Origin of the sequence: Halorubrum alkaliphilum (assembly GCF_017873815.1) — an archaeon.
In the GTDB taxonomy this organism is placed as follows: Archaea; Halobacteriota; Halobacteria; order Halobacteriales; family Haloferacaceae; genus Halorubrum; species Halorubrum alkaliphilum.
Genome location: NZ_JAGGKQ010000017.1, coordinates 27,288 through 44,015 on the forward strand (window position 1 = coordinate 27,288; position 16,728 = coordinate 44,015).

15 protein-coding genes are annotated in these 16,728 nt (G+C 68.8%); 8 read left to right on the forward strand and 7 right to left on the reverse strand.

All coding sequences use genetic code 11. The features are described 5' to 3' along the window. Nucleotides 1-29: 29 nt before the first annotated feature. On the reverse strand, nucleotides 30-1,226 hold the full coding sequence (locus J2751_RS10905) for an inorganic phosphate transporter (RefSeq protein WP_209486036.1): 1,197 nt from the start codon (nucleotides 1,224-1,226) through the stop codon (nucleotides 30-32). A 14-nt stretch (nucleotides 1,227-1,240) separates the two neighbouring features. Then, on the reverse strand, nucleotides 1,241-2,491 hold the full coding sequence (locus J2751_RS10910; protein ID WP_209485977.1) for a tRNA-intron lyase: 1,251 nt from the start codon (nucleotides 2,489-2,491) through the stop codon (nucleotides 1,241-1,243). Nucleotides 2,492-2,572: 81 nt separating this feature from the next. On the opposite strand from J2751_RS10910, the gene J2751_RS10915 reads away from it, so the two are divergent. After that, complete coding sequence (locus J2751_RS10915) at nucleotides 2,573-4,873, forward strand: AAA family ATPase (RefSeq protein WP_209485978.1); 2,301 nt, start codon at nucleotides 2,573-2,575, stop codon at nucleotides 4,871-4,873. Between the two features lie 71 nt (nucleotides 4,874-4,944). Then, nucleotides 4,945-5,916, forward strand: a complete 972-nt coding sequence (locus J2751_RS10920) for a hypothetical protein (RefSeq protein WP_245202734.1) — start codon at nucleotides 4,945-4,947, stop codon at nucleotides 5,914-5,916. A gap of 6 nt (nucleotides 5,917-5,922) precedes the next feature. Here the strand turns inward: J2751_RS10920 and J2751_RS10925 are convergent, their stop codons facing one another. Next, the gene (locus J2751_RS10925) at nucleotides 5,923-6,447 is read right to left on the reverse strand and encodes a CopG family ribbon-helix-helix protein (protein WP_209485979.1); all 525 of its coding nucleotides are present in this window, start codon (nucleotides 6,445-6,447) and stop codon (nucleotides 5,923-5,925) included. Between the two features lie 25 nt (nucleotides 6,448-6,472). Beyond that, nucleotides 6,473-6,775, reverse strand: a complete 303-nt coding sequence (locus J2751_RS10930) for a PadR family transcriptional regulator (RefSeq protein WP_209485980.1) — start codon at nucleotides 6,773-6,775, stop codon at nucleotides 6,473-6,475. Nucleotides 6,776-6,972: 197 nt separating this feature from the next. Here J2751_RS10930 and J2751_RS10935 point away from each other — a divergent pair, with 197 nt between their 5' ends. Further along, a complete protein-coding gene (locus tag J2751_RS10935; RefSeq protein ID WP_209486040.1) occupies nucleotides 6,973-7,713 on the forward strand; it encodes a hypothetical protein in 741 nt (246 codons plus the stop codon). An 18-nt stretch (nucleotides 7,714-7,731) separates the two neighbouring features. On the opposite strand, the gene J2751_RS10940 is transcribed toward J2751_RS10935, so the two are convergent. From J2751_RS10940 to J2751_RS10950, 3 genes are all read right to left on the reverse strand, one after another. Beyond that, the gene (locus J2751_RS10940; protein ID WP_209485981.1) at nucleotides 7,732-10,218 is read right to left on the reverse strand and encodes an extracellular solute-binding protein; all 2,487 of its coding nucleotides are present in this window, start codon (nucleotides 10,216-10,218) and stop codon (nucleotides 7,732-7,734) included. Nucleotides 10,219-10,857: 639 nt separating this feature from the next. Continuing rightward, nucleotides 10,858-11,439 (reverse strand): DUF7097 family protein, encoded by a 582-nt coding sequence (locus J2751_RS10945; RefSeq protein WP_209485982.1) that lies wholly within the window; start codon nucleotides 11,437-11,439, stop codon nucleotides 10,858-10,860. A 64-nt stretch (nucleotides 11,440-11,503) separates the two neighbouring features. Further along, nucleotides 11,504-12,850, reverse strand: a complete 1,347-nt coding sequence (locus tag J2751_RS10950; protein WP_209485983.1) for an alkaline phosphatase family protein — start codon at nucleotides 12,848-12,850, stop codon at nucleotides 11,504-11,506. A 164-nt stretch (nucleotides 12,851-13,014) separates the two neighbouring features. On the opposite strand from J2751_RS10950, the gene J2751_RS10955 reads away from it, so the two are divergent. From J2751_RS10955 to J2751_RS10975, 5 genes are all read left to right on the forward strand, one after another. Next, nucleotides 13,015-13,953 carry a PhzF family phenazine biosynthesis protein gene (locus tag J2751_RS10955; RefSeq protein WP_209485984.1) on the forward strand — a complete coding sequence of 313 codons (939 nt, stop codon included), beginning with the start codon at nucleotides 13,015-13,017 and terminating at the stop codon, nucleotides 13,951-13,953. 74 nt (nucleotides 13,954-14,027) lie between these two features. Then, on the forward strand, nucleotides 14,028-14,222 hold the full coding sequence (locus J2751_RS10960) for a DUF7333 family protein (RefSeq protein WP_209485986.1): 195 nt from the start codon (nucleotides 14,028-14,030) through the stop codon (nucleotides 14,220-14,222). A 73-nt stretch (nucleotides 14,223-14,295) separates the two neighbouring features. Next, on the forward strand, nucleotides 14,296-15,246 hold the full coding sequence (locus J2751_RS10965; RefSeq protein ID WP_209485988.1) for a calcium/sodium antiporter: 951 nt from the start codon (nucleotides 14,296-14,298) through the stop codon (nucleotides 15,244-15,246). A 118-nt stretch (nucleotides 15,247-15,364) separates the two neighbouring features. Beyond that, complete coding sequence (locus tag J2751_RS10970; protein ID WP_209485989.1) at nucleotides 15,365-16,045, forward strand: DUF7342 family protein; 681 nt, start codon at nucleotides 15,365-15,367, stop codon at nucleotides 16,043-16,045. Next, nucleotides 16,045-16,518, forward strand: a complete 474-nt coding sequence (locus J2751_RS10975) for a hypothetical protein (protein ID WP_245202736.1) — start codon at nucleotides 16,045-16,047, stop codon at nucleotides 16,516-16,518. Before J2751_RS10970 ends, J2751_RS10975 begins: the two co-directional genes overlap by 1 nt. The last annotated feature ends 210 nt before the right edge of the window (nucleotides 16,519-16,728 follow it).

The following is a 16,728-nucleotide window of genomic DNA, read 5'->3' on the forward strand; positions in this document are numbered from 1 at the left end:
TCTGTGGCCCCATCCGTTCCGGAGCCACCTCACGACATCCCCAGAGCAGTCGAGAACGCCCGGTAGAGGCCGAACCCGATCGCGATCGAGGTCGCGAGCGTGATCAGCCAGAACCCGACGGTCACGACGATCTTCCGCCGGGAGACGCCGGCCGAGCCCGCCGCGAGACCCCCGCCGATGACGCCGGAGATGATGATGTTGTTAAACGAGATGGGGATCCCGAGGGTGATCGCCGCCTGCGCGATGACGAATCCGGGGACGAGCGCCGCGATCGACCGCCGCAGTCCCAGTTCGGCGTACTCCCGCGAGGTCGCCTGGAGGAGTCGCGGCGCACCCATCCACGCGCCCGCGAGGATCCCGGACGCGCCGACGCCCAGAAGCGCGATCGCGGGCAGTCCGAGCTCGGTTCCGTAGAGGTTCTCCAGAGGACCGGTCGCGAGCCCGACCTGGCTGCCGCCGCTGGAGAACGCCACGACGCTCCCGAGCACGAGCAGGAACGTCCGGATCCCGTCCTCGACGGAGCGCTGGGTTCGCCGTCGGATCACCCGGAACCCGCCGGCCGCGAACGCCAGCGTCACGAGGACGACCACGGGATCGACGCCGCCCGCGGCCGGCAGGTCGACGAGCCGTCCGGCCGCTCGTGAGACCCACTCGGCGATCGACCCCTGTGCCCGGGTCGGATGCGGGATCACGCCGAGCCGGACGTTCGCGAGGATCCCGGAGACCACGCCAGCGAGCAGCGGGACCCCGACCGTGTCGGGGACATCGTCGCGTCGGAGCAGCGTCGCGGTGAGGTACGCGACCCCACCGGAGACGGGTGGAACCAGCAGCCAGAACGTCCCGATCCGGCGGTAGGTGTCGAACGCCGGGTCGCCGCCGAGCGAGAGCCCCACGCCGACCATCGCGCCGGTCGTCGCGAACGCCGCGGGCACCGGGTAGCCGCTGTACACGCCGAACGCCATGAACGACGCCGCCACGAGCAGCCCGGTCGTCGCCGCCAGCGGCGTGATCTGGACGCCGTTTATCAGGTCCGCGCCGACCGTCTCGGAGATCGCTCCGCCCTGCGTTAACGCGCCCGCCGCCGCGAGGATCCCGACGAGGAACGCCGCGCGCATCGTCGAGATGACGTTGGCCCCTATGGCTGGCGCGAACGGTGGGGAGTTGCTGTTCGCCCCGAGCGACCACGCCATGAACAGGCAGGTGATCGTCGCGAACGCGACGAGCATCCAGAAAGTGATCGTCACGGCGTCAACCGCCCCACCGAGAGCCACTCGATGTCGGCGGCGTTGCCGTCCGACCCGTCATCGTCCGCTTCGCTACCGCCGCCCCCCGTCAGCGCGAACAGTAGCTCCTTGCGAACGCCGCCGGCGAGCCTGACGTCGAGCGAGAGCTCCCGCGGCGCGAACGCGTGGTCGGGCTCCACGACCCGGACGAGGTGCTCGGAGTGTGGGAGGTCCGCCACGGTCTCCACGTCGAGGTACGTCCGGAAGTCCGCGCCGAACTTGAACCCCGTCTTGGGAACCGCGTCGCGCCCGCGCAGGTCCCGGTAGGTCGCCAGCCGCCGGTCGAACCGGTCGCCCTCGACGGTCCGGCCGCGAGCGACGACCGCGGCGAGGTCGTTCTCGCTCGTGTCGTCCTCGCCGTCGTCCACGTTGTTCGCGCCGCCCGAGCCGTTGTTCGCGCCGCCCGCGCCGTTGCTCGCGCCGCCGCCGACCCCGGCCGCTCCGTCTCCCGCCGCGACGACCTCGTCGAGGTGGAGCACCCCGTCCGCCGCCAGCGACGCGGCTTCGAGCAGGGACAGCTGGAGGGCGTTCTCGACGGCGGCCGCGCGCCCGGTCAGCGGTTGGCCGTAGAAGCCGTGTTCGTACAGCGCGGGGGGCGCACCCCAGACGACGACCCGGTCGGAGAGGAGCACGCCCCGCAGCGTTTCCGGCGGCTCGTAGTCGGTACCCCCCTCTATTTCGGGGTGCTCGACGCCGAAGTACGTGATGTCGCTCTCCTCGTCGACGACCGCGAGGGTCCGACCGGCCAGCCCGCTGGCCGGCACCGGCTCCCGCTCGCCGACCACCCGGATCGCGTAGTGGACGTTCCCGGTGTCCGGCGTCGACCCGCGCTCGTAGGCGACCAGATCGACGGCGTCCGATACGTCGGCGTCCCCGCCGGGCCACGGGTCGCGGGCCGGCGAGAGGTAGAAGCCGCGGTCGCGTAGGTCCGAGTACACGAGATACCGTACCGCGAACCGGTCGACTGCGGCGGCGCTGTCGACGAAGAACCGTTCGAAGCCGACGGGGGTCGGGTCGTCGGATTCGGCGTCGGAAAGCGCCACGCCCGAGAGGTCGCCACGGAACAGGAGGTGGGCGGCCTCGACCCGTGAGAGAGCGATCGAGTTCCCTTCGAGGGGGCGGCCGTACCCGCGTGAGTCGAAGAAGCGCTGACGGGCGTCGCCGCCGACGTGGACGGCGTCGCCGCGGAGATCGCCTGTCGGTTGCATGGCGTCATTCGTGGCCCCACGGGGTAAGGGGGTTCCGGTCGGACGGGCAAGGATAAAGGATGGGCGGGCCGGAAGAGGCGTATGAACGATACCGTAGGCGTCACGCTCACGGTGCGTGCCGCCGAGAAACGCGATGCCGGCCGCGGTATCGCCAGGCTCCCCGAAACCGCTCGCAAGCGACTCGGCCTCCTCAGCGGCGACACCGTCCGGATCGAGGGCGAACGCGCCGCCGTCGCGAAGGTGTGGCCCGGCGGCGCGGACGCGCGCGACGGCACCGTCCTCATCGACGCCGACACCCGCGCGAACGCCGGCGTGAAGGTCGGCGACACCGTCGCGGTCAGCCCGATCGAGGTCGCCGACGCCCGCCGGATCGTCCTCGCCGCGCCGGCCGCGCTCGCCGACGTCGACGTGAGTCGGGAGGTCGTCGAACGCGCGCTCGCCCGCGACCTCCGCGATAGACCCGTCACGCCCGGCGAGGCGGTCCACGTCGAGCGGCTGGGCGGGCTCCGGTTCGTCGTCGACCGAACCGAGCCCTCCGGCACGGTTCGCGTGTCGTCGTCGACGACCGTCGAGGTCGTCTACGAGGGCGTCGACGAGGGGTCCGACTCCCGAAGCGACGGTTCGACCGACAGCAGCCGGAGCGGCGGCTCCCGGCCGACGCCGACGCGCGACGCCCGGGAGTCGGGAGCGGGATCGAATACGGGAGCGGCCGGCGCTGGCCGGACTAGTCGATCCGGCACACACGGAACCGACGGGGTTGCCGCCGGCGACGGAGAGCCGGCGGAGCGCACCGCGGGTGCGACGTACGAGGACATCGGCGGACTCGACGAGGAGCTGGAGCTGGTTCGCGAGACGATCGAGTTGCCCCTCTCCGAGCCGGAGGTGTTCACGAGGCTCGGCGTCGACCCGCCGAAGGGCGTGCTGTTGTACGGGCCGCCGGGGACGGGGAAGACGCTCATCGCGCGCGCCGTCGCCAACGAGGTCGACGCGACGTTCATCACCGTCGACGGCCCGGAGATCATGTCGAAGTACAAGGGCGAAAGCGAGGAGCGCCTGCGGGACGTGTTCGAGCGCGCGAGCGAGGAGTCGCCGGCGATCGTCTTCTTCGACGAGATCGACTCGATCGCGGGGAAACGCGACGACGGCGGCGACGTGGAGAACCGCGTCGTCGGGCAGTTGCTCTCGCTGATGGACGGGCTCGACGCCCGCGGCGACGTGATCGTCATCGGCGCGACGAACCGCGTCGACAGCCTCGACCCCGCGCTGCGTCGCGGCGGCCGCTTCGACCGCGAGATCGAGATCGGCGTCCCCGGCGAGGTCGGTCGCCGCCAGATCCTCGACGTCCACACCCGGCGGATGCCGCTCGCGGACGACGTCGACCTCGACCGGATCGCGAGCCGGACCCACGGGTTCGTCGGCGCGGACATCGAGGGACTCACACAGGAGGCGGCGATGACTGCGCTCCGGCGGGCCCGCGAGGACGACGCGGCGGCGCTCGCGACGGTGACGGTCGCCAAGGCGGACTTCGAGGCGGCCCACGCCGCCGTCGAGCCCAGCGCGATGCGCGAGTACGTCGCCGAGCAGCCGACGACTGACTTCTCGGACGTGGGGGGGTTACCGGAGGCGAAGGAGAAACTGGAGCGGGCGGTGACGTGGCCGCTGACGTACGGCCCGCTGTTCGACGCCGCCAACGCGGACCCGCCGACCGGCGTCCTGCTTCACGGGCCGCCCGGAACCGGGAAGACGCTGCTCGCGCGCGCCATCGCCGGCGAGAGCGGCGTCAACTTCATTCAGGTGGCCGGTCCCGAACTGCTCGACCGGTACGTCGGCGAGTCGGAGAAGGCGGTGCGTGACCTCTTCGACCGGGCGCGACAGGCGGCCCCGGTGATCGTCTTCTTCGACGAGATAGACGCGGTCGCGACCGATCGCGACGCCGCGGGCGGCGGCGACTCCGGCGTCGGCGAACGGGTCGTCTCCCAGCTCCTCACGGAGCTGGACCGCGCGAGCGACAACCCGAACCTGGTGGTGCTCTCGGCGACGAACCGGCGAGCGGCGCTCGATCCGGCCCTACTGCGGCCGGGCCGACTCGAGACTCACATCGAGGTTCCGGAACCCGACCGCGACGCGCGACGGAAGGTGTTCGAGGTCCACACGCGGGATAAACCGGTCGCTGACGACGTCGATCTCGACCGTCTCGCCGACGAGACGGAGGGGTACTCCGGCGCGGAGATCGCCGCGGTCTGCCGCGAGGCTGCGATGACCGCGATCGAGCGGGTCACCGACGAACACGGCGAGTCCGCCAACGACCACGCCGACGAGGTCGCGATCACCGACGACGACTTCTCGGCGGCGCTCGGGACGGTCGCGGCCTCCCAGCTGTAGTCCGTTCTTCTCGGCTTGCCAGCCTCCCCGGCACGGAGAACGCCTTTGGATCGGCGGGTCCAACACGACCCATGCGCGGCTCCGCGGACGACGAGCGAACCGTCGACGATGCTGACCGGGACTCCGTCTCCGGCGAGCCCGCCCCGCCGTCGGTGCGCGGCCTGTTCGGTGCGCTCTCGCGGGCGGTTCGGTCGCGTCCGCCGGGGGAACTCGCGCTCGTGGCACTTCCGCTCCCGACACTGCTCGTCGTCGTCGCGGTCCTCCCCGGAACCGACGCGTGGGCGCTCTCGTTGGCCGCGGAGGGACCGTTCGAGAGCCGATGGACGCTGTGGACGGCGTTCGCCTCCAGTTTCGTCCACACCGACGCGACGCACCTCCTCGACAACGTCGTGAACTACTGGCTATTGGTCGCGGTCGCGTACCCGCTCTCGGTGGTCGCCGGCTGGCGGCGGCGGCTGGCGTTCGCGGCGGTCGCGTATCTGCTACTGGTTCCGCTCGTCTCAGCGTGGGCGACCCTGCTAGCCTTCGGCGGTACGATCGACGCACCGGCGGCGGGATTCTCCGACGTGAACGGTGCGTTCCTCGGCTATCTCGTCGTCGTCTGGTTCGCGGCGCTCGCGGCGGAGACCGGGTCGTCGACGGAGACGGCGTCGTCGACGACGGCTACCACGTCCGGCATCGACGCGCGCTGGTCGCTTGTCGTAGTCTTCGGGTCGCTCGCGGTCGTCTTCCTCTCCCCGAGCGGTGCGGGGTACTTCCCGCCATCGCCGTGGGTAAGTCTCCCGTTCGCGGTCGTCGCCGTCGCCGCCGGGGGCCTGCTGTACTCCCGGGTCGGTCGCCCCCGGCTCGCGGGACTCGATCTCGCCGCGCCGCGAGAGCTGTTGTACGTCACCGGCGCGAGCGTCGTCGTCGCCGGCGTGATCGGCTCGCTGGTGGTGGTGCCGGTCGGCAGCAACGTGTTCGCCCATCTCGCGGGGTACGCGGTCGGGTTCTCCGTCGCGTTCTGCTGGGTGATCGCCGACTCGTCGCGCGGTCGGCGGTGATACGGGTTAATCGTTCGTGTCGGCGTCGGCGGTCTCCGTGTCGGCGTCGGCGGTCTCCGTGTCGGCGTCGTGGGACCCGTGCCCGCCGTGTTCGTGGGCGTTCGCGGCCCCCAGCGGCCCGGAGCCGAACTCGTCGACGGGCGTCACGCTGTAGTCGACGGTGAGCGTGTCCTTCGTCGCGCGGACCTTCCCGACGAACGACGAGATGTCCTCCAGGCTCCCTTCGAGGACGAACAGCTCCATACAGTACTGGCCGCCGACGTGGCTGTGGAAGTTCGAGGCGACGAGCCCCTCGTGTTCGTGTCGCAGGCGGATCATCCGCTCCTCGACGCTGGTCGTCTCGTAGTCGAACAGTACCGTGACGACGGCCATCAGCCGCCGGTCCTCCAACTTCGCGTCCTCGAACTCGCCGAGCAGGTTGCGTGACGCCTCGCGAACGACCTCGCTGCGGCCCGTGTAGCCGTGTTCTTCCGAGAACTCGTCGATCCGATCCAGTAGCGCTTCCGGCATCGAGACGCTGACGACTGTCATGTAATAACCTATCTCGGCTGTGTTGTTAATCCTTTATTTTTCGTTCACGGCCGTCGTCGACGCGTGCCGACAGCCACTCGTAGTGTTCCAGAAGAGCGTTCTCACCGGCCTCGGTGAGGGTGTACGCGTCGGCGATACCCTTCGTTTTGCGGGTCAGGTAGCCGGCCTCCACCAGCGCGGAGAGGGTCGCGTAGAACGACTGGGGATCGATCCGCTGGTCGTAATGCGTCTCCAACCGGCTTTTCAGCGACTGAGCCCGCAGTTCGCCGGCGTCGTACAGCAGCGCACAGCAGTCGCGCCGTCGCCCGCTGTGGAACCACTTCGTCATACCTCGGGTTCCGGGCGCGGCCTCACGACGGTTTCGGTCGGGAGCGACCGGCCGGAACGGCGACGCTGGAGTCGCCGGTCGGGGAGCGTTCGAGCCGCCGGTCGGGGAGCGTTCGAGCCGCCGGTCGGAAGGCACAAAGTTCACGTCACCCCGCCTGCGATCTGTGCCAAATGGAACGTCGAGGACAAATCGGTCTGTTGGAGGCGCTCTTACTGGACGTCGTCCGGCTCCACGAGACCTGGATGGAGCTCGTCTTCCCCCGCCAGCTCGATCCGGGCCGGGTGCTGGGCAAGTGGCAGCCCGAGACCACGCCCCAGACGATCGGCTACTACCTCTGGGCGGTCCTCGGGGCCCCGCTGGTCGCGATCGCGTATCCGCTGTTGCTCGTCGGCTTCGCCACCCGGTTTTACGCCGCGAAGCTCGACTCCGCCGTCACCCGCTTCGGGATCGCTGGCGCAGTTATCGTCGCCACCGTCGTCTGGGGGTCGCTCACCGCCGTCACCTACCTCCAGTTGGCGACCGAGGACGTGATCGCGGTCGGTGCCGCGAGTGTCGTCGCGATCGTCGCCGCCGCCCTCGCCGCGGGGTTCTCGAAGGTCGGCGGCCGGTTCGTCAGCGTGCTGTTAGCCTACCCGTTCGCGATGACCGCGCTCTTTCTGCCCCCGGTCGTCGCCGCGCTCGTGACGCCGACGCTCGAACAGCTGATCCTCCCGCCGAGCTACGACCTCGCGCGCTGGATCCTCGACACGTTCCTCTACGTCGGCGGCATCAACGACCTCCTCCGGGGGGCGTTCGACCTCGAAACCTTCGGCGAGCAGTGGGGGCTCCCCGGTCTCGGCTACGTCCTGATGTGGGTCGGGATATCCGTTCCGCTCGGCTGGTTCCTCGGCGCGCTCGTCGCGCTGGCGAACCTCGTTCGGCCGAAGCCAGACGGGTGAGTCGCGTTCACGTCGTTGCTATCGATCCGCGTCGCCGTCGCCCACTCGGTCGGCGTACTGCCGCAACTGGAGTTCGGCGCTCTCGGTGAGCTGCTCTAACGCGTCGTCGACCCCGTACTCGCGGGCGTCGACCGACGCCTCGGCGACCAGCGTCCGGATCGTGTCGAACGGACCGATCCGGGCTCCGGTCGTGGAGACCGACTCCTCCGCGTCGGTGAGCTGATCGATCGCCGTCCGGTAGCCGGGGTTCTCGTCGAACCACCCGTTCCGTGAAAGCCGGTCGACCGCACCCTCGTGTACCGGGAAGTATCCCGTCTCGCGGTGCCAGCGGGCCTGTCGTTCAGGTGCCGCGAGCCAGCTCAGAAACGCTGCCGCCGCCCGCTGTTCCGCGGTCGAGACGCCGTTGGCGACCCACAGCGAGCCGCCGCCCACGACGACGCCGTGTCGCTCGTCGGCGACCGGCAGGTAGCCCGTCCCGACGGGGAACGACGCGCCCTCGTGGACGTCGACCATCGCCGACGTCGACCCGATCAGCATTCCCGCGCGCCCCTCGTGGAACGCGTCGCGAGCCTGCCCGCGGGCCTCGATCCCAGGGTCGTGGTACAGCCCCTCGGCGTCCAGCCCGGCGATCCACTCGTAGATCCGCTGGCCGGCGTCGCCGTCGAAGTAGGCCTCGGTCGGCGTGCCGGCGCGTCCGTTCTCTGCGTCGACGAGCGGCTGGCCCGCCTCGGCGAACCACTGCTCGACGAACCACGAGTAGGTCGCGAACGTGATCCCGAACTCGGTCACGCCTCCCTCGACCAGCCGCTCGGCGCAGTGACGAACCTCGGCGAACGTGGTCGGGGGGTCGTCCGGGTTCAGCCCCGCACGCTCGAACGCCGCCCGGTCGTAGTAGAGGACCGGGGTCGAGGCGTTAAAGGGGACCGAGTGGAGGCGACCGTCGGTCCGGTAGTAGTTCGCGACGGGGTCGAGAAGGTCGTCGGGGTCGAGGAGGGTTCCGGGGTCGAGGAGGTCGTCAGAACCGGCGAAGTTGTCGGGAGTGAGGAGGTCTTCGACCGGAACGAACGCCCCGCTGTCGAGCGCGCGTTTCGTCCCGATCTCGTAGAGGTGGGCGATCGCCGGCGGGTCGCCGCGCTCCGCCGCGGCGAGCGTGGCGTCGAACGTGCCGCGATAGCTTCCCTTCGCGGACGGCCGGATCGAGACCCCATCCGTTGTCGCCTCGAACTCGTCGACGAACTCGTCGAGCAGCCGCGCCTTACGGCCGCTCAGCGCGTGCCAGAACTCGACGACGGTGGTGTCCGCGTCGACCTCGCTACCCGAGATGTCGTACGCGGAGAGCCGGTCGTCGAGCGTCCCCGTCCGATCGCCGAGCGTCGACGCGCCCGCCGCGACCTCCGCGAGCGACGTCTTCTGGGTATGCGCGATCGTCGTCACGTCTGCGGCGTCGTCGGCCGTCTCCTCCGCGAGCGCGCCCACCGACTCGACCATGTCGACCGTCTCCTCGATCGCGGCCGCCTGGTCGTCGGTCGCGTCGCTGATCTCCTCGATGCCGTCCGTCGTCTCCTCGATGTCGGCGGCGAGATCGGTGAACGCTTCGAGCGCGGTCTCCGCGGTACCGATCCCCTCGTCGACGCGGTCGCGCATGTCGGCGATCTCGTCGACCGTCGCGTCCGTCTCCTCGCGCACCGAGCCGATGGATCCTTCGATCTCCGCGGTGGCCTCACGAGCCTCCTCCGCGAGGCTCTTCACCTCCTCGGCGACGACCTCGAAGCCCGCACCGGCCTCCCCGGCGCGGGCCGCCTCGATCGAGGCGTTGAGCGCGAGGATGTTCGTCTCGTCGGCGATGTCGCGGATCAGGTCGGTGATCTCCTCGATCGCCGCCACCTCCGCCTCCAGCGACTCGACCCGGTCGAGCGCCCGCTGCGTGCGCTCGTCGACGACCCGGAGTTCCTCGATCGCAGCCGTTGCGGCCTCGTTGCCCTCGTCGGCCCGTTCGGCGACGTTGCCGGCGGTGGTCGCGACCTCCTCCGCGGACGCCGCCACCTCCTCGGTGGCCGCCGAGACGGTCTGTAGCTCCCGCGTCGCGTCCGCGATGTCGTCGCGTTGGCCGGTCGCGGCCGACTCGATCGCGTCGACGCCGGCGTACACCTCGTCGCTGTACCCCTTCGCTTGGTCCACGTTCGACCGGACGTGTTCCGACGCGCCGGCGACCTCGTCGCCGAACCCTTCGGCCGCGGAGAGGGTATCGGTAACGTCATCGAGGAAGGCGTTCAGGTCGTCCGCGATCGCGGCCGTCTCGTCGTCGATCGACCCGGCTCCCCCGATGTCGGCGTCCGACTCCGGAAACCGAGCGCCCACGTCGCCGTCGGCGAGTCGCGCCGCGACCTCCCGGAACGTCCCGGTTCGCGGCGACCCGTCGTCGTCCGGGTCTCCGTCCAGTTCGTCGGTCACGGCGGACCGTTCCCGCTCTCGTTCGACCGTGCCGGCCTCGCCGTCTCGATCCATTAGTCGGTGCTCTCCCGCCTGAGTATATAATAACTCGATCTGGGTTATCAACCGTGATACTGGCCGGCGCTGTGATCGCAGATTCCGTCTCGTACCTGAACGGCCGCTTATATATCGATTCGGGCGCTCTCGCGGTGACCGGTTGGGATTTAGTCGTTTGTTTATAAGTCGGTGACTGCGTCTCGACGACGGATAGCTCCAAAGCCCCAGCCGTTTGTTTATAAGTGACTGACCGTGGATCGACGGTGAACACCTCCAAAGCCCCAGCCGTTTGTTTATAAGTGACTGACCGTGGATCGACGGTGAACACCTCCAAAGCCCCAGCCGTGAGGCGGGCGCACGTTCGCTGCGGTCCTCACTCGGTCGCAAGCTCCCTCGCTGCGGTCCTTACATCACCTGCGCCCGCCTCACGGCTGCCCCTTTGAGCCCCACCCGACCGCAACAGCACCCGCACCTCATGCCTCCCCAGCCTCGTCGGCCGGCCTCCGCTTCGCTTCGGCCGGCCGACTCCCTCGCGCGTTTCTCGCGCGCCACCGCATCAATCTTTTATAAATTATCGTCGCTGCCGATCAGATAGTTTATAAACACGATCCCGATACCATCAGTCTCTCGTCCGACGTTTCGACCCGTGTTCGGGCCTTACCCCCCGTCGTACCGCTCTCTCGCCGTCTCGAACGCCGATTCCGCCTGCTCCTTCGTCCGCCGACCCTCCCGTGTCGCGATCGCCTCGGGGTCGGGGCTCGCGTCGTCGTCGATCCGCGCGAACGAGCGGTGTACCTTCGTGTGACACCACCGGCACAGCGACACCGTGATCTCGTGTGGCCCCGCGTCGGGGATCGTGTCGTCCTCGGCGTCGCCGGTCGTCGTACTGCCGCGACTCGTCGTCTCCGTGTCGCTCCCGGCGTTCCCGTACGAGAGGTGGTGTTCCTCCACGAGCGGTCGCGCGTCCTCGCCGGCCAGTCGAACCTCCTCGAGTCCGCAGCGGGCACACTCGCGACCGTCGGTCGTCGAGCGGTAGTGGGGACACGCGCGCCAGTTCCCGTCCGCGCCGACGTGGCAGGCGTAGCCGTCGGCGCGGCGCGCGGCCGTGAACTCCGGGTCGTCGCCGGCGCGGTCCAGCGCGAACCGGCACCGCCCGTCGTCGGTCAGGTGGTCACAGACGCCCGCGACCGCGTACGGATCGTCGACGCCGACGGGCGTCCCTTCCGGCGTCCGTTCCATACCGACCGGTAGGCGTGCGGGCACTTGAAGGCTCCCGGGAACGCCCGTGCGCGCGGTCGATGATTCAAATCAGGCTCGCGCCGTCACAGTCGGTCCGGCTGTACTCCACGTCGAGCAGCGTCAACAGCGTGGGGGCGACGTCGAGGAGGTCCGCGTCCTCGACCGTCGCGGCCGGATGGTCGATGAACAGGCCGGCGTTCTCGAAGGTGTGCATGCCGGTTCGCGGCCCGTCCGGATCGAAGACGCGCTCGCGCGGCCGGAACCCGGCTTTCAGATCGAAGCCGTCGTTCGGAACCGCGACGAGGTCGGGGGCGATCTCGTCGTGGTCCCCCCGGAAGGCGGTCTCGCGCTCCACGACGCGGTCGACTACCGGTCGGCCCTCCGGGCCTTCGAGCGACTCCAACGCCGCCGTCAACTCGGACCGGACCGCCTCGTACTCGGACTCGGGGACGGCTCCGTCCGGCTCGCGCCCCTCGAGGTTGACGTAGAACCGACCGGGAACGAGCGAGTACGCGCGGGCGTCGCCGGCGATGTCCGACAGCGAGTCGTGGTCCTCGCTCCGGTACGAGAGCCAGCCCTCCCGGTCGAGCCACTCGTTACAGTACACGTCGTGTTCGAGCCGCGTGAACCCGTGTGTCGAGCCGACGACGAGTCGAACGTCGTCGGGGAGCGCCTCCCGGATCGACCCGATGTGCGCGTCCAGCGCGGCGTAGAACTCCAGGAACTCCTCCGCGTACGGCCCGCCGTCGAGGTGATCGCCCCACAGGAAGTGGTTGACGCGGTCCGGGCTCGTGAACGCGCCCACGAACAGGTCCCAGTCGTCGCGTTCGACGTACCGCTCGAACAGCGCCGCCCGCCCGTCGAGCGTCTCGCGTGCGTGTTCGATGAACTCGGTTTTGTCCGCCTTGTGTCCCAGATTCGCGTTGAGCGACAGCGTGTAGTCGCTCTCCGCGAGGTAGGTCCGAAGCTCCTCGGGGTGTGCCGCCTCGTCGACGCCCGGGGAGAGGTAGCCGGACACCATCCGCTGGAGGTTCCGCTGCGGCGGAAACGTCACCGGGACGTTGAGCACAGTCGCGTTCTTGCCGGCCGCGGTCACCCGGTCCCACACCCGGGTAGCTTGGACGTCTCGACCCATCGGGACGTACGTGTCGTAGCTCCCGATCTCGCGGTCCTGAAAGCCGTATACTCCGGTCTCTCCCGGGTTGACGCCGCTCGTCAGCGCCGGCCAACAGGCGCTCGAATCCGGGGGAACGATGCTGTCGATCGCGCCGGCACCGCCCTCCTCGGCGATCGCCGACAGCGTCGGAAAGGTCTCCGGGTCGTCGGCGACGAGATCGAACGGCAACCCGTCGATCCCGAGAAACGCCACGCGCGGCGTATCGCTCCCGCGCAACCGATCGAAGAGGCCCATACGTCCATATCTACGCTGGGGAGGAAAAGCGTTGACATCGGTTCACGATCCGAGTTCCGAGCGCACCGGCCGGAGCCGTCGGCGCGGACGGCCAGAACGGTGCCGTCGGCGTCCCCCGCACGTCGTCCCGGGAGCCTTTTGCGGGCGGCCGCCGAGACGCCGGCATGGAGACCCGACGCACGCTGCTCGTCGACGCGTTCACCGACGATCCGCTCGCCGGCAACGTCGCCGGCGTGGTGCCCGACGCGACGGGGTTGAGCGACGACCGAACCGGACGGATCGCGGCCGAACTGGGCGCGTCCGAGACCGCGTTCGTGACGCCCGCGGGCGACGGGGACGCCGACCACCGGATCCGTTATTTCACGCCGACCACGGAGGTCGACCTCTGCGGCCACGCGACGATCGCGGCGTACGCGACCCTGTTCGCGGACGGGACCGTCGACGCCGGCGAGTACATCCTCCGGACGAACGTCGGCGACCTGACGGTAACGGTGACCGATGAGGGGGACGTGTGGATGCGCCAGCAGCCGCCGACGGTCGAGGTCGTCGACCCCGATGCCCTCGACGCCGAGCGCCTCGGCGACGCGCTCGGGATCGACCCGGCCGCGCTGCGCGACGTGGGCGCGGACCTCCCGGTGGCTGTCGCGTCGACCGGGCTCCCGTTCCTCGTCGTTCCCGTGAACTTCCTCGAACACCTCGGCGGTGCGGAGCCGGACGCGGACGCGGTCGAGGCGCTCTCCGAGGAGTTCGACGTTGCGGGCGTGTACGCGTTCACGTTCGACACGCTCGAAGCGGAGTCGACGCTTCACGGCCGGGCGTTCGCGCCCGCGGTCGGGATCGACGAGGACCCGGTGACGGGGACCGCGAGCGGCGCGGTCGGGGGATACCTCCGAGCCGTCGAGGCGTTCGACGGCGAGTTCCCCGACGAACTCCGGTTCGAGCAGGGTCACTTCCTCGACAGGCCGGGACACGTCCGAATCCGGGTCGGCGAGGAGTCCGATCCCGTCGAGATCGGCGGCGACGCCGTCGTCTCGCTGGAGGGAGAGCTTCGGCTGCCGGACGAGGGGAGCGGTGACGCGGATGACGACATCGTTCACGCCTGAGCGGACACGGGGCTCGGTCGATCGGAACGGGCCGCGGACGGAACGCTTACTTTTTGCCGAGTCCGATCGGAGATATGGAGTTCAACCTTCCACTCGCGGCCGGTCTGGTGGTCCTGCTCATCGCCCTCGGCACCGGCGGGCTCGTTGGCGGCGGCATGATGGCGCTCGAAACGACGCTGATGATGGTCGTTCCCTCGATGATCGCCTTCGCGGCGGTCGTGTTCTTCATCGGCATGAAACACGGCGAGTTCCGCGCCAGCGGGGCGTAACGGACCGACACGAGCGGACCGACAACGCATCGACACCGCGGCGTTTTTGCCACGACGGCGTAAATCGGCGAGCGTGCCGCTCGGGTCGCCCCTCACCGAGATCGTCCTTCTCGCCGTCGGCGTCGCCCTGCTGTACGCCGGCGCGGAGCTGTTGGTCTCGGGTGCCCGGGACCTCGCGCTCGCGGTCGGGCTCAAGGCATCGACCGTCGGGGTCACCGTCGTCGCGTTCGCGACGACCGCCCCGGAACTGTTCGTCGCCGTCCTCGGCGCGGTCACCGTCTCGACCGACATCGGGCTCGGCGCGATCGTCGGCTCCAACATCGCCAACGTCGGGTTGGTGTTGGGGGTCGCCGCGCTGATCCGCCCGCTTGAGGTGTCCGAGACCGTGTTAGAGCGCCACGTCCCGTTCATGGTGCTCGCGGCGGTGCTGCTCGTCGCGCTCGGCTGGGACGGCCGGATCGGCCCGGTCGAGGGGGTCGTCCTTCTCGTCACGCTCGTGGGGTTCACGTTCGTCGTGCTCCGCCGGATCCGGCGGACGCAGGCCGGCATCTCCGCGGGGGAACGCGAGGAGATGCCGGACGCGGAGCCGCGGGACGTGGCCGCCGTGATCGGGGGGATCGTCGCCCTCGTCCTCGGGTCGCGGTGGCTGATCGAGGGCGGGCGGGAGCTGCTCGCGGCCGCCGGCTTCACCGACCTCTTCATCGGGCTCACCGTGCTCGCCATCGGCACGTCGTTGCCCGAACTCGCCGCGAGCGTCGTGGCCGCCGTCCGCGACGAGGCGAGCTTCAGCGTCGGCAACGTCGTCGGCTCGAACATCTACAACGTGCTCGCCGTGATCGGAATCCTAGCGCTCATCGCCCCCATCAACGTGAGCGCCTCGGTCCGCGCGTTCGAGTTCCCCGCGTTGATCGCCTTCACCCTCCTCCTAGTCGGCCTGATGTACCGCGGAAGGCGGCTCTCGCGCGCTGACGGGGCGATCCTCGTCGTCGCCTACGTTGGGTTCATCTACCTGTTGATCCCGTGATCGTGGCCGGGATCGAGAACGGACGTGTTCGAGCGCACCGCGCCCGCAACGACGTGAGCAACTATCTCATATATATGGGGCAGGAACATATATGTGTGCCCAAGCTGTAGCGTGGTGTATGCCCGACGAGTCGTCATCTCCTGACGGCCCCACCGAGTTTCCTACGGACGAAGAGCTACCGGACGAGCCGGTCACGGTAGCTGATATTGACCCGTTCGCTGTTGATGGGGATACCTACGAGGACGTCGATGACTTCGCGGCCGCAGAGTGGAAAAGCGAGACCACTGCGGACGAGCGAATCCGTACGGTGAGCAACGAAACGACGACTCCGAAGTCGGCGGGCGACCTCGCGGACGTGGCTCTCGTCTCAGAAACGAAAGCCAGAGCCACGCTCGACAAGCTTGCCGAAGAGGGTATCGTGAGAAGTCATCAGACGGACTCCGGGACGCTGTACGATCGAGACCCGGAGTGGCATCTCCTCAAACAGATCCGGAAACTCGCCGGGAGCGAAACGCTTGTCGATCAGATCCAGCGAGTGAAACAGGAACTCGCGGAGTACAGAGCCACATATGACACAACCGATCCTGAGGAACTCCTGATTTCGGATGCGAAACTCACTCAGGCCGAACTCGACGACGTCTCTCACTGGCGGACAGCTGAACGAGAGCTCAGCCACCTTAGAGCGGCATACCGCCTCAAAGAAGCAAAAGAACAGACGCTCTCCCTGACTGAACCGGGGGAAGGACGAACCGGTAGTCGGACAACACCTCCCGCTGGCAATCAGTCATCACTCCAGTGATGGGGATGGGAAACGGCTCTCGAATCGATTCCAAAGCGATCGATGAGAGCGTGGAGCAGATGCGCCACCAACTCGACAAGGGAGTCATCAAAGTCCGATTCCGGTATCGGAAGGGTCAGCCCTTCAAACACCGGGAAGGGGAGGACCTCAGGGCAGCACGGGTCACTGTCGCCCCCGGAATCCACAAGCGAGGTGGGTATTTCGACGTTCAGTGGTGGGTGAACGGAGACTACAAATACCACTACCGGGAGGACGGACTGGAATTTAGGTTCGGGCGCGAGGCGGCGAATGAACCCACCAGCAAGCCGGTACGGCATTTCCACCCGCCGGGGGATCTCGACGCACACACCCGATCCTGTATCGGGGTCGAGCAACCACCTGAGCTCGTCACGATCGCTGTACTGAAAACGTGGTGGGCAGCGGTCGAAAACGGTGATGAGAACCTAGTGAACGCGCAGAACGGCTTACCGTAGTCCGGGTCAGTTCCCAACGACTGAACTCGTGGGCTTCCTCCTTGATTTTGTGTGATCAACGCGTGTAACAGACCGATAAGAGCGTCGGAGGAGCCGGTCACCGCGCTGACAACGGCTTATACGCGAACGCCACGCCGACCACACCGATCTCCGCCCGCTCACCTGTTCATAAACCCGCACTCACGATCCGGCCGCGAATCGACGGGTATT